The sequence below is a fragment of the Streptomyces sp. NPDC020681 genome, assembly GCF_044334895.1.
Classification (GTDB): Bacteria; Actinomycetota; Actinomycetes; order Streptomycetales; family Streptomycetaceae; genus Streptomyces.
This window is the reverse complement of the sequence record NZ_JBIRTX010000051.1, coordinates 1-13,729: the sequence shown is the minus strand read 5'-3', so window position 1 is coordinate 13,729 and position 13,729 is coordinate 1. Positions and strand designations below refer to the sequence as shown.

Sequence of the window (13,729 nt, the reverse complement as noted above, 5' to 3'; positions counted from 1 at the left end):
CCCCGCCCCCGCCGTTCTCACCCCCGCCCCCCCCCCCCGCCCCCCCCCCCCCCCCTACCCCCCCGGGGGCCGCGGGCCCCCCCCCCCCCCCCCGGGCGCCGGCCACCGACCCATACCCCAGGGAGCCCGCCCGTGTTCAGCCTGCCGACCGCATCCGGAACCGTCTGCATCACCGCCGCCGATCCCGATGACACCGGCGCGATCCGCTACACGCTCACCGGAGCCGTCCGGGGGACCATGCACGCTGTTGCCCCCACCGCCCCAGCGAGTGGCACGAGTTCGACGCCGTACGCGTCAGTCTCGGATCCGCCAACGCGATCGAGGAGTTCCCCACCGAGCCGCTGCCCCGCGTCCGCAGTAGCCGCCGCGCCTACACCGGAAACATCGTGCGCCTGCTGAACGAACCCGCCGACAGCGAATGGGGATGGAGCCTGACCCCCTGCGGCATCCGGGACATGGAAGACCGCGACGCTTCCCCGAAGACGGCCCACACCCTCGAAGCCGTGATGCGCGCGATCGCCGCCGACTACGCCCGCCGCCCCGATCTGTCGCGGCTGTTCGCCGTAGCCCGACGGCGCCAGACACCGCGACTGCGTAAGTGGCTCGCCGAGATGATCCCTGTAGCCGAAGCCGACATGCGCCGCAGCGAGCAGGACGCCACCCGCCACCGCCGAGACGCCTGCGTCGTGACCGCCGCATGGTGGCAGGCCGCCCGCTGGTGCGTCGCTCAGCCGAGTCCGCTGCTCGCCCTCGTACTCGCCCCCACCCGCGAAAGCCTCGCGCACCGCGCGGACTATCTGCCGCACTGGGCCGAGATCCACGACGAGTCCGCAGCGTTCTACCGCCGCAGGCTCGACCACTGGCGCACCGAGGCTGAAGGACTGCGCCGCCCGCAACGCAGGCGGACCGCCACCGTTCCCGCCCCTGCGCGCCTGAGGACCGAGGGTGACCGTGCGCGTTCGGCGCACGGTGCCCCCCGGGCAGGCGCGCCGCACGATCCTCGCCCGATTCCGCCGATCCCTACGGAGGTTCCTGTGTCCCTGTCGCCCACGCCCCTCAGTGAGCGCGCCGCCCGCGCCGCGCTGGCCGCCTTCTACCGCCCCCACGAAGTCGCCGCCGGCCTGGCCGGCGTCGGTGCCGCCGCCCTGTGGCAGCGGCTCACCGCTCCCGATCCCCGCAGCCGCCTTGCCGCGTACCGGCCTGAGGCCGAGCTGTCCAAAGCCCGGCTCACGGCCGAATTCGTCATCCCCGGTGACGACATGTGGCCCACCGCCCTGGACACGCTCGGCGACGCCTGCCCGCTGGGGCTTTGGGTCCGCGGCACCGGGAACCTGGCCGAACTCTCTGCCCGCGCTGTAGCCGTGACCGGGCGTCGCAACGCCAGCGAGAGCGGCAACGCCACCGCCGGACAACTCGCTCGCGATCTGACGGACGCCGGGCACGCCGTCGCCACCGCCCTGTCATACGGCATCGCCAATGCCGCTCAGCGAGCCGTACACGCCGAACCGGCTCCCGTTCTGGCTGTGCTCCCGTGCGGACTGGACCGCTGCCACCCCTACAACCAGACCGAGTTGCTCCACCGCGTCGTGCATCGGGGCGGGGTGGCCGTCAGCGCCTACCGGCCCGGAACCCCGACCAGCGCAGACACCCTGGCCGCCACCGGGCGGCTCCTCGCTGCCCTCACGCGCGCCGTCGTGCTGGTCGAGCCCGAGCCCGACCCCAGCACCGTGCCGCTGGAAGCCGCCCGAGCCGCATACAGCATGGGCCGCGCGGTGTTCCTGCTGAACTCGGGCGACGCCGACTCAGGCGCCGGGTATCCCCGCAGGGCGGCGCGGCTGCTCGCGTCTGTTCGCGCGTGCCGGGTGGAGGGCTCCGCCGACGTCGTCAACGCCCTTACCGGGCACGGCCGTCCGCACTGCGACGCGCCCGAGCAGGCTGGTGGGACGGGGGGTTCACACCACCCATAGTTCCACTATTATTAGTTCCGTGAGTGAGGGGCCCTGCCCCTCACCACCCCCTCGCTCACCCTCAGACCCGCCGACGGCACTCGCCACGCCTCGCGAGCCGGGCACGCATGCCCTCGACGACCCCTGGAGACCCGATGGACCGCATCTTCACCCTCGCCTCCCGCGCGAACGGCGCGACATCCAGCGCCTACGTCGCCGCCCAAGTGGCCGCCCACGACCACGAGCAGAGTTGCGGAGATTGCGGCAAGCCCGGTCCCAGCGTCCTGATGGACGACGGATGGCAGGGCACCGTACAGAACTGCCCCGAGTCCGACCGGCTGCGCCGCATCCAGCGGGCGCAGTACGACAGCGACCACAACGGAGCCCCCCGCGTCCGCACGGTGTCTCTCACCCCGGACGATCAGGCGCTGCTCGCCGCCGAGGTCTACGACTGGCTCAACGCCCGCCCCGGCATGCACGACCAGTCCACATGGGTCGGCCCGATCAGCGCCGACGGGATACGCCTGCCCGCCGGAAAGGAGCCACCGGCAGGCATCACCCTGTGCATCGCAGGAGCCGTCTGCCACCTCGCCGGATACGACCTGCACACCGAACCCGTGCCGGCCGCGGTCGGCCCCTACCGCATGACAGCGCCCATCCCCCGCACCGCCGCCCGGCTGCTCGACCTGACCGAAGAGCAGGCGCAGGCACTGTTCTTCACCCCGTCGCCGCTCGCCATGGCCCGGCTCGCCGAACTCGCCCACCGCCCGTAGAACGCCCACCCGTTGTGAGGCGACGACCGCGCGAGCCGGCGGCCCAGCCCGCAGCACCGAGGACCAGGCCGCGGCCTGCGCGCGCCGGACGCTCACCGCGTCCGGGATCAGGCGCCGGGCCGCTTGTTGTACGCCGCGAGCGTCGCCTTGTTCGTCGACGCGTCCTGGAACACGAGCTCCCACGGTCCGGTGTTGACGTCGAACTCCTTACCGAAGCCGACCCACTTGCCGGTCATGCGGCGCCCGGTCGGCTCGACAAGGAGCTGGATCGCGCCGTGGTAGCGCGCGCCGCGGTAGTAGCCCTCGGTCGCAGTCTGCTCTGTCCACGTGCCGGTGGCGACATGGCCGTCGATCTCCAGATCCATCGTCAGCGGCGAGTCGGACGAGCCGGGCAGACTGCGGACCGTGAGACGGTTGCCATGCTGCAGCACGACCACGAAGTGCTGCCCGGTGAACGCCGAGTCGCGGCCGCTGGAGAAGTACTCGTAGCGGGACAGCCACACGCCCGAGTAGTTGCGGTGTCCGCCCTGCGGTTCGGGCTGCGGCGCGGCGGCAGCGGCGATGCCGTTCACGGAGGATTCGACGTCGTGGCCGCCCTGCCCGTCGTCGGAGACGCGTGCCATCGGCACGACCCCGCTGAACCCGAGGGACTCGATGGGCAGGCCCGTGACGTATTCCAGGGCGCGCGCGTAGATGGGCCGGGGTGCTGTGGTTGCGCCGGATTCCCAGCGCTGTACGAGCCGCTTGTTGGCGTCGTTGGGCTGGCCCGCGCGGGTGCCGGCCTCGCGGACGGCTCGGGCGAAGTCGTCTTGGGACATGAGCAGGCCCATGCGGACCGCTCGCAGTGCGCTGTTCGGTGTGGCCATGGGAGAACGGTAGCTCCAACCCGCCTTGAATGACACCGAAATGACGCCCCGTATGTCGCCGCTTTGACGCCTACACTGACGCCGCGCAACTCTCTGTGGCCCCGTCATCTTGAATCCGTGACGACTACAGGCAGCGGCAAGGAACGCCCAGGTCTCGCCATCAGCGTGTACCGCGTCGACCCGGAGACGAAGGAGCGAACGCCCGTCAAGGCGTCCGTGCTCCCGGCGGCTGACGTGCTGCCGTTCTCGCTCGCGTACCCGCCCTGCAGCTGCCCCCGCTGCACAGAGCCGGGCACCCCATGAGCCCGATGTGGGACGACGAGCCGCGCGGAACCGGCGAGTGCTCTGCCTGCGGCCAGCACACCGACAACGGGCTCATCCACTGGGTGCCCCGCATGTCCGGCCCCGACATTCGTCTCGTCATCCACGCCGAACCCACCGACTGCCGCTTGCCCGTCGCCACACCCCACCGACTCCCGTCCGCACCGGCGCACCCCTGACCCGGTGCGGACGGGGCCAGGCCCTCACCCGAGGGCAGCGTCCACACAGGAGGAAGCATGACCATCGCGTTAGACCGTCCCGTGGGCACCACCGACCCAGCCTCGCTCGTCGACCCCGAGGTGACAGAGCGGCTCAGCGCCCGCATCGTCAATGAGCACACCGAGATCGACGGGCCCATGGCCCGCCGCATCGTCGCCCAGACGGCCGCTTTCCTCGCCGCCAGCGCACACGCCCCCGGCCAGCGGCTCGTTCCGAGCAAGCTGGTCGACATCGGATGGCACACGTTCATCCTGCACACCGTCGACTACGCCGACTTCTGTGAGCGGGTCGTCGGACGGTTCGTCCACCACGTGCCCGAGACCGAGGCCGATGGGCACGACTCCAAGACGGGCGAGCCGCTGCGTAATACGGTGGCTGCCCTGAACGCCGCAGGTCTCACCGTGGACAGCGAACTGTGGCGCGGCTCGGCCGACTGCGGCCAGTGCCATGCCGGATGCCACGACAGCCCCAAGAAGTAACCCACCCTGCGGGCCGCCCGGTTATCCCTGCCGGGCGGCCCGCCGCAGGCGAAAGGCTGGCACGTTGACGGACACCATCGCGTGGGACACCTACTCGAAGCAGAAGCCCGAGCGGCGCCCCACGAACGCCAAGGGTGAGACGACCTGGTTCAACTGGACGCAGTACCCCGACCACGGCCCGGGCGCGGAAGTCCTCGGCATCGGCGCGGGCGCCACCGTCCTGGACCTCGGCTGCGGCAAGGGCGGCAACCTCGCCCACTGCGCCACGCTCGGAGCCCGCGCGGTCGGTGTCGACGTGTCCCTCGCACAGCTGAGGGCCGCGGAAGCGCGCTGGGGCGACGTCGACGGGATGGTGCTGCGCCGCGGCGACGCCGTGCAGCTGCTCGCGGACACTGCCGAGGACTTCGACGCGGTCTACTCCGTGTTCGGCGCTCTGTGGTTCAGCGACCCGGACGAGCTACTGCCGCTCATCCGCGACCGGCTGCGCCCCGGCGGCGTCCTGGCGTTCTCCCAACGGCCGCCTGTCGAGGGCTGCTACGGGTGCCAGGCCTCGTACATCAACCGCTCCGAGGACGAAGACCCACTCGTCGTGAAGCGCTGGGACTACGAGCCCGAACGGTGGATGGAGATCCTGGCCGACCACGGATTCACCGCAGCGTCCGCTCGCGTCCTGCCGGCCCCGCCCGGCCCGAAAAAGATCGGCACACTCCTCGTCCGCGCCCACGGATAGCACCCGCCCCACCACCGCCCTGGCCTGCCCGCGTCCCCCCGGCGCGGACAGGCCAGGGCTCTGTCGTATGCGGGTCATGACGGCCTACACTTCGCGCCGCACCTCAGACCACGGCTGCCACTTCCTCACCGGTGCCGAGGAAGCTGCACCCCCTCAGCGAGTGACGGCGGAAGTGAGTCCAGCAGGGAAGTCCGTCAGGGTCGAGGTGGCGCCAACTGGCGACCAGTAAAAACACCAGGTGGAAAGGGGGGTTCACGTCCCATCATGTTCCACTATTATAGATATCGAACCGGGGCGGGCACTCCCCCTCACCCCCCGCTCGCCGCTCCCCGCTCCCCGCTCCCCGCTCCCCGCTCCCCGCAACGCCCTCACCGTGCACCCCCGTGCCCGTACCAGCACAGGAGGACTCGTGTTCCTCGTAACCGTTGACCCTCACCTCGGCGTGGTCGCCGCGCCCGAGTCCATGGACGACATCGACGACGCGGCCATCTGGCTCCTCGAAGAGTCCGGCTTCCACTGGGAACCGCTCGCCGAGACCTACGCGATGACCACCACGCATGCCCAAGACGTCGCCATCCGCATCTCTCAGCTGCTCGCCGCGCACGGCTACGACGTGCTCTCCCGCACCTACCGCGCCCCCGACCGTCCCGCCCCCCACAAGACCGCCGGACAGCTCATGGTCAGCGCACTCGCCGCCGCGGGCATCGGCGCACACCTTGAGCACCACGCCAGCTCCGGCTGCGACTCCATCACCGTCGACACCCTGCTGTGGGTCTGCGCCACCGGCGACACAGAGACCCTGATCGACCACGCCCCCGCCGACCATTGCGGATGGCTGGTCATGTACGTCGACGCCAGCGGCACCGCCCACGAACTCCACCGAGCGGAAACCCGGGACTTCTCCGCCGACACGACAGCGGCCGTTGCCGCCATCCGCGATCACAAACAGACCGCACACCGCCCCGTACAGACGAGGACGCCATGAACCAGAACGCGAACCGCGCCCTGCCGACAGAGCCGGAAGCCCTGTGGGCACTGCCGGCCGACGTCCTCCAAGCGCTGCACGAACACGGCGAAGACCCAAGGCTGAAAGGCGCGCACGACTGGCGGCTCCAGCCCGCCAATCACGCGCCAGGAATCCACCGCGAGCCCAGCGCCGGGAACTGGCGTCGCATGGTCGAGTGGACCAACTCCACCGGCGCATGGCATTGGACCGCCCTCCACGGCACCGCCTGGCAATGGCCCGGCGGCCAGGACATGGCGACGCTCTGCCAGCTCGCCGACCAGGCGAGCGCTCTCGTCGAGCAGGACACCGCGGACGCCGACAACCCCGGCGGCACACCGTCCGAAGGCCATCTCAGCTACGCGTGGAACATCCCCAAGGCGCTGTCCTGCTACGCGTCGCCGGAGGACTGACCGCATGCCCGAGTACACGGTTGCCTGGACCACGCAGATCGACTCGGACAGCCCCGAGGACGCGGCGCGCCAGGCGCGGCAGAAGCAGCTCGATCCGGAATCCACCGCCGACGTGTTCCACGTCAGCGCGCGGGGCTCCGGCACCGTGGAGATCGACCTCAGCGCCCTCGACGGGCGCCCGATCTAGTCCCCAGCCCGGTCCACCGGGACGCCCACCGCGGCGCGACCAGCAGGACCTCCGTGGGCGAAGAGCAGGTGTCGGCGCGCTCAGGGAGCTGCCGCCGACACCACACCCCCTCAACCCCTCTTCGAGGAGCCAGACATGACCATGCGCACGAAGGTTGAGACCCACGCCGAAGAGATCGCCCATCTGCTCGGCGACGAGTTCCGCGGAGAGCCGTCCCCGGGCCTCTCGGCCATCTGTGATGGCCGGCAGCGAGGGACGTCCCATTCACCTGCGATCCGATGGCAGCAAGAGCGAGTCCTACATCGTCGAGATGCCGCTCACCGCCGACGGCCCCAGGCACTACCCCAACCTGTCCATCGTCCTGACATCAGCCCAGTTCTGGAATGCGGCCTACACCGCTGACCTGATCCGCCGACGGCTGCTCCCGGACTACGAGAACGCCCTCCGCCAGGCCCGCCAACTGGAGTCGCAGCACGCCGAAGCCAATTCCCGGCGGTTGCAACTGACGGAGCGAATCATCGCCGCCGTACCGGGACTCACGGTGGAGAACCATGTGATCGTTCTCCACCGGCCCTGGGACGGCTCCAGCGTGCCCGCAATGCGCGTCCAGGAGACACCGGAGGGCAGGCGCCGAGATACCTCTGTCGCGCCTGAGCGCCGCAGAAGCCGTGGCCGTCATCCGCACCGTTGCCGCCGGGCGGGGTTGGCTGCCCCCCAAGTCCTGACGTTGTTGCAGGCGGGAGGGGGGTTCACCCCTGCGGCTCCGGCGGCGCAACGCCCCACACCAGCAGGGGGCGGCACGCCGGACTGGTGGACCGAGCAGCGCCGCGAGGCTGGCACCGCCTCGCCCCCGACGCCACAACTCCCGCCCCCGCCGCGGGGACCGGCCGCACCTGACCGGCCCCGCGGCCCCTGGACCCACGCCCTCGCCCCACGCCTCGTGCGCCCTCACGCCCGAAAGGAGCCCTGCCATGCCACAGCCCGTCGGCTTCTATCCGGTCGTTGTCACGGGCCTACCCGGACGACGCCGACCACGCTCCCCTGCTCGGCGATCCCGCCGCCGCGCGCGTCATGATGGCCGGCGACGTCGTCAGCGGCGACCTGATCCTGGCCAGCTTCCCCGACCGCAGCGCCGACTACTTCAACGACCAGTACGAGGCCCGCCCGCAGACCTACGACCCGACCTGCCTGTGTGGCGTGTGCTGCGGGCTCATCGACGCCCCCGGCCTCCAGGTCAACCCGAAAATGCTCACACGATTGGCCGAATTGGAGCAGGATCTACTTCAGCGGCGGCAGCGAGCTGAGAGCGAAGGGCGGCTCGGAGAGATCGACGGCATCAACATCACCCTGACCTTCCTCCGTACCAAGCAAGCCGACGCGGCCCGAATGGCCCGGCGTCCGGTGGATCTGGGCCTGCCCCGGCCTCGCACACCATGAGCTGCTGTCACAGCCCTCAAAAGCAGGAGAGCGCATGTCTCTGGGCACTGACTGGACCTTGGAAGCGGACGAGATCGTGGCCCTGCCAGTCGACGATCTTGCCCTGCGAGTGCTCAAGGACGCTCGGGACAACAATGAGTGGAACTGGCACAACTGGCTCAAGCACGCTCGGGTCGCCTACCAGCAGAGCCAGGACGCCGTTCTGGCATTGACGGAGGCATGGACATGGTTGCTCAACCGAGGGCTGGTGGTCTGGAACGTCCAGCAGGACTCACCGGGCTCCTTCCTCGTTAGCCGTCAGGGACACGCCGCGCTCGACCGAGGACTGCCGTGGATTCGAGCCGTTCAGCGACTTGACATCGAACTCGTTCCAGTTCTCGAGGCGAAGGCGCGGCCACAGTTCCTGCGAGGAGACTTTGAAGCCGCCGCGCTGCTGGCGATGAAGGAGGTCGAGCTTCGCGTCCGGACGATGGCCGGACTCCCGGACTCCCTCACGGGCACCGCCCTCATGCAGCAAGCGTTCCGGCCCGGCAAGGGAGATCAGGCCGCCGGACCACTGTCCGACTCCACGGTCGACGGAGGTGAGGCCGTCGGCATGATGGAACTGTTCAAGGGCGCCATAGGCCTGTTCAAGAACCCACCGAGCCACCGCCGGGTCGACTACACCGACCCCACAGAAGCAGCCGAGGTCCTCCTACTGGCAGACCTGCTCATGCGCCTGCTCAACAAGATCGATGAGTCCTGAGCCCTCCGCCACGGGCACAACGACGACCACCGCACTGGCGACAAGGGCCAGTGAGGCGGCCGTCGGTGTTTCACCAGCCCACAGTTACCGTGTCTAGCTAAACGGGAGGCTCAGTGTCGTCACCGATGACTGCGCTTGAGATCGAACGACTGGCTTTCGTCCGATTCCTCTACGACCAGGGACAGACACAGGCGCGTCAGCCCGAACCGCTATCCGCCACTGCGGTGCTGTCCTTCCATGACGCTGTCGAACAATTCCTTCGGCTCGCTGCAGACCATCTCGGGGTCTCACTGTCGAAGAGCGTCACCTTTATCGGCTACTGGAGCGAGATTCAATCTGGCATGCCGGGCCAAGCCGCTCTGCCTAGCAAGGCTGCCATGAATCGCATGAACAACCTCCGAGTCCAGTTCAAGCATCACGGCACCTTCCCCTCTAAGAGCGCCATCGAACAGTCGCGCTCAGACACCGCGACCTTCTTTACCGACGCAGTCCCAATGGTTTTCGGAGTCGGCTTCGACGGCGTTGACATGCTTGACCTTGTTTCTCAGCCGAAGATCACGAGCATCCTCCGCGATGCACAAAGTCATGCTGACGCCGGAGCACTACCGATGGCGATGGCCGGTCTCATGATCGCTTTCACCGAGCTACTCGATCACTACGGTGAGCGCAGTACCTACGACACCAGGCAACCATTTAGGTTCGGACCCACCATCGAAGTGCCTATGAGCACGGCAACAGACCCTCTGGAGCGGGCATTCGAACCGCTTACTCAGGCCGTCGGCAACATGCAGGTCGCCATGCGAATCATCGCTCTCGGCATCGACTACAGCCGATACGCGCGGTTCCAGGTTCTTTGTCCCCACGTTCGCCGTCACTACACGGGGCAGCAGAACCAATATCACTTCCACCTATCCGAGGCACAGAAGCAGACCCTGACCCAGGACGACTACGAGGCCGGCCGCTACTTCGTCATCGAAGCTGCGGTTCAGGCTGCCCGAGCCGAGGCCGCACTGCAGATTCGGAGCGACCATCGCACGATCAACAGTCCGGCGCCAGGCACCTGGCACACAGGAAGTCACCACGTCTGGAAGGCTCTTGGAGGAGAATGAGACGCCCCCGGATCCACTCCATCGCCCCGCGAACTTGACTTAGTGCAGAGAAGCAGCATCAGGGCGAAGTGGGCGACCGCTGGATCAGCAGCGTCATTAGCCAGCCGTTCCGGCAGCTGATGGGCTTCAACGCCGACGAAGTTGGCCATGCCTTCAGCGACCGGGCCGCCGCATCACGTCCGCTGCGCAACCGGCGTCTACCCGCTCATTGAATGGGGTTGGGGACGGCAGAAGTGCGAAGACTACCTCCGCGAGCGGTTCGGCGTCCCGTGAGAGAAGTCGTACTGCACCTTCTGCTGCTTCCCTGTTCAGGTGGGCGCGCTGCCCGCCCACCTGGACAGGATGCGCTGGCACCCGGACATCGCCGGAAGGGTGCTGCGCCTGGAGTACACGGCGGTCGCGCTCAACCCGAACGCCCGCCTGTTCGGCAAGCGCAGCCTCCTGGAGCAGTTCGACCCCGCTCGGGCGGACGACCAGAAGGTCTGGAAGCCTTCGAACGCGAACTGGCCTGCCCCTGGGCCCTGTACCACGTGCGGCGCATCCTCCCGGTCTCCAAGACTGACCCGAACCGCGCGGGCACCCGCGCTTCGCTCCGTCGAGCGCGTCGACGTCGGCCGCCCCGACCAGCTCCGCCGCTGGCTCACCACCATCTCCGACCACCACAGCTTTCCCGTCGAGAACGACCCCCGCTTCGGCCGCACCCGGGTCTGGCTCCGCCACCGGCGCCCGACGTTCCCCACCGCTGAAGAACTCTTCGTCACGCGCCCGCGCACGTCCGCAACAAGGAACAACCCCGCTGCGCTGCCGAATGGAGGGAAGTGACCGGCGAGCAGCTCCGCCTCCCCACCACCTGACTCACCGCCCTCGACGCGCCCGGAAGGGGCTGCCGTGCTCTACCTCGCAACCCCCTCCGGCGCGGCCGTCCGCACCGCCATGTCAGCCGGGCTGCTGGCTGCATGACCACCCCCGCGCAGGGCAACCGCATCCCCGACCGGGCGGAGTACGCGTGCGACAACGGCAAGTTCGGCCGAGGCTGGCCGGAGCCACCCCGGCATCGTCTGCCCCGACAACGGGCCCGAATTTGACGGGTCCGCGCCGCGCTCGCCGGATGCACGCCGTGCCCGCCACCGCGCCGGAAGCCCGGCCGTTGACCTTCCCCGACCGTCGGTCGCCCGACGAGAGACAATGACGATGATGACGACCTCACCCCAGCGCCTGATGGACCTGGCCGCCCAAGCTCCGGCGGCCGGGTCAGACGCCCTGCTCGAGCTCCTTCGAGAAGGGCACGACCTGTATCACGACGGCCTGACCGAGATCCGCATGGCGATGACCGAACGGCACCGCACCAGTTCATTCAGCGAGCTGCTCGAGGAGTGCCGCCGCGCCGCGTACCCGGCCCCTGCAGGTACGGGCCGCGAAGAGGCCCTCGGGCTCCTGGCCCTCGTGCAGTGGCAGGAGACTCCGGCTGCGCTCGCGTACGAGACGCTCGTCGACATCGCCGCGCACCGCGGCGTGAGCCTCATCTCCGAGTAGGGGCGAGGCCGGGCGGCCGGTCCCCCGGCCGGGGCCAAGGAAGCAGCGCCGGCCGGCTGGACCCCGCACTCCATCTTCTGCCATTATGAGCGAAGAACGCCTTGCCCTATGCCGGATGGATGCTGCTGCCATGGCTTCGAAGCCGTCGCCCCGCTACGTCGACTCCGCGGAGATCGCCCAGGAGTTCGGGCTGAGCCCGGGCCGGGTGAACGCGCTGCACTCCGACCGCGCGAACACCGGCTTCCCGGCGGCCCCCCGTGCCAAAGGGCGGAAGCAGGAATGGGACCACGCCGAGGTGGCGAAGTGGTTCGAGGCCCGGGAGAAGTCGCGGCTGCAGGACCTGAGCCAGGCAACCGCGGCGGGCGATCCGGACGAACTCCTCAACGCCAGTAAGGTCGCGACGCTCCTCGGGTACAAGAATCCGAACCAGATCACCACCTACTTGCGCGATCACCCGGGCTACTTCCCCGAACCCGACAAAGTCGAGCACCTCGGAACTGCCGAGCGCCCGTGGCGTCGACTGTCCTGGTACCGCAGGACGATCACCGACTGGCTGGCGGCACGTCCCGGCAAAGGCCGGCGCAGCGGAGTGCAACGCAACGCTCCCGAACTCCCCGCCGTCTCCGCGGACGGGGATCCGGATGAATTGCTCGGCGCGGCCGAGGCGGCCGCGCTCCTGGGCTTCAAGAGCGTCAACACCTTCAGCAGCTCCCTCTCCCAGGGCAACCTGCCACTCCTGAAAGACACGGACGGCCAGATCCCCAGTTCCCGCGGCCGGCCCCGCCGCGGCTGGAGACGGCGCCGCATCCTGGAACAGGCTGCGGCACGCGGGCGATAATGAATCCTCAGCGGGATCCGCATCCCGCTGACCTGAACGCGGCATCTGGCTATGGGGTTGTTGATCCCCCGAGCGGGCCAGGTGACCGCCCGATGGCCGGCATGGCGGGGCCAGCCACCTCGCCCCGCGGCGGCACACGCCGCCGCGGACCGGCCATCGCGACACGCACCACAGCGACCAAACGCGTCAGGATGCGGGCCGGAGCCCGTCGCCCGGCCACACCGGGCCACCCTGCCGGACGATCCGGTCGAGCTGCTCCTTGATGCGCGACAGCACAGCCGCGCGGTCCAACGGGCCGTAGTCGGTGGGATGTCCGCCCCGTGCAGCCAGGGTGCGCACCCTGGTCTGCGGTCCGCTGCAGATGAGGGCGCGGTCGATCGCGGGCATGCCGAGGCTCAGGCCGTCGCACCGCCGGTACGGACGAGGGTCAGCACAGCTGAAGTGACCTGCTCCCAGTCGCCAATGCGGTGCCAGTCGGAGCCGCCGTTCAGTTCGTGAGTGAGGGTGGCCAAGGAAACGACTTCGCCGTCGGCCCGGCCGCGGGACAACAGGCGGTGCATGCGGATCCCGTCGGGCTGCCGAACCTTGGGGTGCGAAAGGGAGGCGCCCGCGACGAGCGTCGCGTTGATCTCCTGGGCATTCGGTGGCGGGTAGTACGGCTCGTGGGCGAACAGCACATACACAGTCTGCGCAGTGGTCATGCCGAGAGCCCACCCCACAGCCCCGACCAGAACTCCGACCAAAGAGCGCGACCACGGGTCACGATCCGACAAACACCGCCCGCCTGCCGCCGCTCAACGCTCCTTCGGCGTGCGCCCGCCGGCGACTGTGCAGACCTTTCCCGTGCACGCTGAGCGCGCTCATCACCCCGTGAACCGTGCGCACCCGGGGTGTCGAAGCCGGTGCACGATGCTCCCTCGATGCACGGCCGTATCGAGGGTTGCGCAGTCGCGTCCGCGCCGGGGCGGCCGGGCGTGGCCGAAGGTACCCGCTCCCCCTGCCCCCGGCCCGCGGTCGGGGACCGGTGGCGCGACGGTCAGTGGTGGGGGGGGGGGGGGGGGGGGGGGGCCCCGCCCCGCCCCCCCGGGGGGGGGGGGGGGGGGGGGGGGGGGGGGGGGGGGTGGGTGGGG

General features: G+C 69.6%; 17 protein-coding genes. 14 read left to right on the top strand and 3 right to left on the bottom strand.

The features are described 5' to 3' along the window. Positions 1-455 precede the first annotated feature (455 nt). Together ACH4YL_RS40210 and ACH4YL_RS40205 are read left to right on the top strand one after the other, a co-directional pair. Positions 456-1,967, top strand: a complete 1,512-nt coding sequence (locus ACH4YL_RS40210; protein ID WP_398512495.1) for a DNA-processing protein DprA — start codon at positions 456-458, stop codon at positions 1,965-1,967. Between the two features lie 134 nt (positions 1,968-2,101). Further along, entirely contained in the window at positions 2,102-2,719 is a 618-nt protein-coding gene (locus tag ACH4YL_RS40205; RefSeq protein ID WP_398512494.1) for a hypothetical protein, read from the top strand. Between the two features lie 107 nt (positions 2,720-2,826). Here ACH4YL_RS40205 and ACH4YL_RS40200 read toward each other — a convergent pair whose 3' ends face one another. Then, a complete protein-coding gene (locus ACH4YL_RS40200; protein ID WP_398512493.1) occupies positions 2,827-3,585 on the bottom strand; it encodes an XRE family transcriptional regulator in 759 nt (252 codons plus the stop codon). A gap of 117 nt (positions 3,586-3,702) precedes the next feature. Here ACH4YL_RS40200 and ACH4YL_RS40195 point away from each other — a divergent pair, with 117 nt between their 5' ends. From ACH4YL_RS40195 to ACH4YL_RS40140, 12 genes are all read left to right on the top strand, one after another. Further along, positions 3,703-3,888, top strand: coding sequence for a hypothetical protein (locus ACH4YL_RS40195; protein WP_398512492.1), 186 nt, complete (start codon positions 3,703-3,705; stop codon positions 3,886-3,888). A 254-nt stretch (positions 3,889-4,142) separates the two neighbouring features. After that, positions 4,143-4,604 (top strand): glycine-rich domain-containing protein, encoded by a 462-nt coding sequence (locus ACH4YL_RS40190; RefSeq protein ID WP_398512491.1) that lies wholly within the window; start codon positions 4,143-4,145, stop codon positions 4,602-4,604. A 64-nt stretch (positions 4,605-4,668) separates the two neighbouring features. Further along, entirely contained in the window at positions 4,669-5,334 is a 666-nt protein-coding gene (locus ACH4YL_RS40185) for a class I SAM-dependent methyltransferase (protein WP_398512490.1), read from the top strand. Between the two features lie 409 nt (positions 5,335-5,743). Then, complete coding sequence (locus ACH4YL_RS40180) at positions 5,744-6,319, top strand: hypothetical protein (protein WP_398512489.1); 576 nt, start codon at positions 5,744-5,746, stop codon at positions 6,317-6,319. After that, on the top strand, positions 6,316-6,750 hold the full coding sequence (locus ACH4YL_RS40175) for a hypothetical protein (RefSeq protein ID WP_398512488.1): 435 nt from the start codon (positions 6,316-6,318) through the stop codon (positions 6,748-6,750). The genes ACH4YL_RS40180 and ACH4YL_RS40175 overlap by 4 nt, the downstream gene beginning before the upstream one ends. A gap of 4 nt (positions 6,751-6,754) precedes the next feature. Beyond that, entirely contained in the window at positions 6,755-6,937 is a 183-nt protein-coding gene (locus ACH4YL_RS40170; RefSeq protein WP_398512487.1) for a hypothetical protein, read from the top strand. 1,002 nt (positions 6,938-7,939) lie between these two features. Continuing rightward, the gene (locus ACH4YL_RS40165; RefSeq protein WP_398512486.1) at positions 7,940-8,374 is read left to right on the top strand and encodes a hypothetical protein; all 435 of its coding nucleotides are present in this window, start codon (positions 7,940-7,942) and stop codon (positions 8,372-8,374) included. 58 nt (positions 8,375-8,432) lie between these two features. Next, positions 8,433-9,119 carry a TIGR02391 family protein gene (locus ACH4YL_RS40160; protein WP_398512485.1) on the top strand — a complete coding sequence of 229 codons (687 nt, stop codon included), beginning with the start codon at positions 8,433-8,435 and terminating at the stop codon, positions 9,117-9,119. Positions 9,120-9,244: 125 nt separating this feature from the next. Continuing rightward, entirely contained in the window at positions 9,245-10,228 is a 984-nt protein-coding gene (locus tag ACH4YL_RS40155; RefSeq protein WP_398512484.1) for a hypothetical protein, read from the top strand. 312 nt (positions 10,229-10,540) lie between these two features. Beyond that, positions 10,541-11,050 carry a hypothetical protein gene (locus ACH4YL_RS40150; RefSeq protein WP_398512483.1) on the top strand — a complete coding sequence of 170 codons (510 nt, stop codon included), beginning with the start codon at positions 10,541-10,543 and terminating at the stop codon, positions 11,048-11,050. A gap of 372 nt (positions 11,051-11,422) precedes the next feature. Then, positions 11,423-11,761: a hypothetical protein gene (locus ACH4YL_RS40145; RefSeq protein WP_398512482.1), complete on the top strand. Its 339-nt coding sequence runs from the start codon at positions 11,423-11,425 to the stop codon at positions 11,759-11,761. 130 nt (positions 11,762-11,891) lie between these two features. After that, entirely contained in the window at positions 11,892-12,599 is a 708-nt protein-coding gene (locus ACH4YL_RS40140) for a hypothetical protein (RefSeq protein WP_398512481.1), read from the top strand. Positions 12,600-12,785: 186 nt separating this feature from the next. Here the strand turns inward: ACH4YL_RS40140 and ACH4YL_RS40135 are convergent, their stop codons facing one another. Together ACH4YL_RS40135 and ACH4YL_RS40130 are read right to left on the bottom strand one after the other, a co-directional pair. Beyond that, a complete protein-coding gene (locus tag ACH4YL_RS40135; RefSeq protein WP_398512480.1) occupies positions 12,786-12,986 on the bottom strand; it encodes a hypothetical protein in 201 nt (66 codons plus the stop codon). An 8-nt stretch (positions 12,987-12,994) separates the two neighbouring features. Beyond that, positions 12,995-13,300: a hypothetical protein gene (locus ACH4YL_RS40130; RefSeq protein WP_398512479.1), complete on the bottom strand. Its 306-nt coding sequence runs from the start codon at positions 13,298-13,300 to the stop codon at positions 12,995-12,997. Between the last annotated feature and the right edge of the window lie 429 nt (positions 13,301-13,729).

Bases quoted from the DNA above. Each gene is read 5' to 3' on its own strand.
- ACH4YL_RS40210 (WP_398512495.1), top strand. From the start codon at position 456: ATGGAAGACCGCGACGCTTCCCCGAAGACGGCCCACACCCTCGAAGCC.
- ACH4YL_RS40205 (WP_398512494.1), top strand. From the start codon at position 2,102: ATGGACCGCATCTTCACCCTCGCCTCCCGCGCGAACGGCGCGACATCC.
- ACH4YL_RS40200 (WP_398512493.1), bottom strand. From the start codon at position 3,585: ATGGCCACACCGAACAGCGCACTGCGAGCGGTCCGCATGGGCCTGCTC.
- ACH4YL_RS40190 (WP_398512491.1), top strand. From the start codon at position 4,143: ATGACCATCGCGTTAGACCGTCCCGTGGGCACCACCGACCCAGCCTCG.
- ACH4YL_RS40175 (WP_398512488.1), top strand. From the start codon at position 6,316: ATGAACCAGAACGCGAACCGCGCCCTGCCGACAGAGCCGGAAGCCCTG.
- ACH4YL_RS40170 (WP_398512487.1), top strand. From the start codon at position 6,755: ATGCCCGAGTACACGGTTGCCTGGACCACGCAGATCGACTCGGACAGC.
- ACH4YL_RS40155 (WP_398512484.1), top strand. From the start codon at position 9,245: ATGACTGCGCTTGAGATCGAACGACTGGCTTTCGTCCGATTCCTCTAC.
- ACH4YL_RS40145 (WP_398512482.1), top strand. From the start codon at position 11,423: ATGACGACCTCACCCCAGCGCCTGATGGACCTGGCCGCCCAAGCTCCG.
- ACH4YL_RS40140 (WP_398512481.1), top strand. From the start codon at position 11,892: ATGGCTTCGAAGCCGTCGCCCCGCTACGTCGACTCCGCGGAGATCGCC.
- ACH4YL_RS40135 (WP_398512480.1), bottom strand. From the start codon at position 12,986: ATGCCCGCGATCGACCGCGCCCTCATCTGCAGCGGACCGCAGACCAGG.
- ACH4YL_RS40130 (WP_398512479.1), bottom strand. From the start codon at position 13,300: ATGACCACTGCGCAGACTGTGTATGTGCTGTTCGCCCACGAGCCGTAC.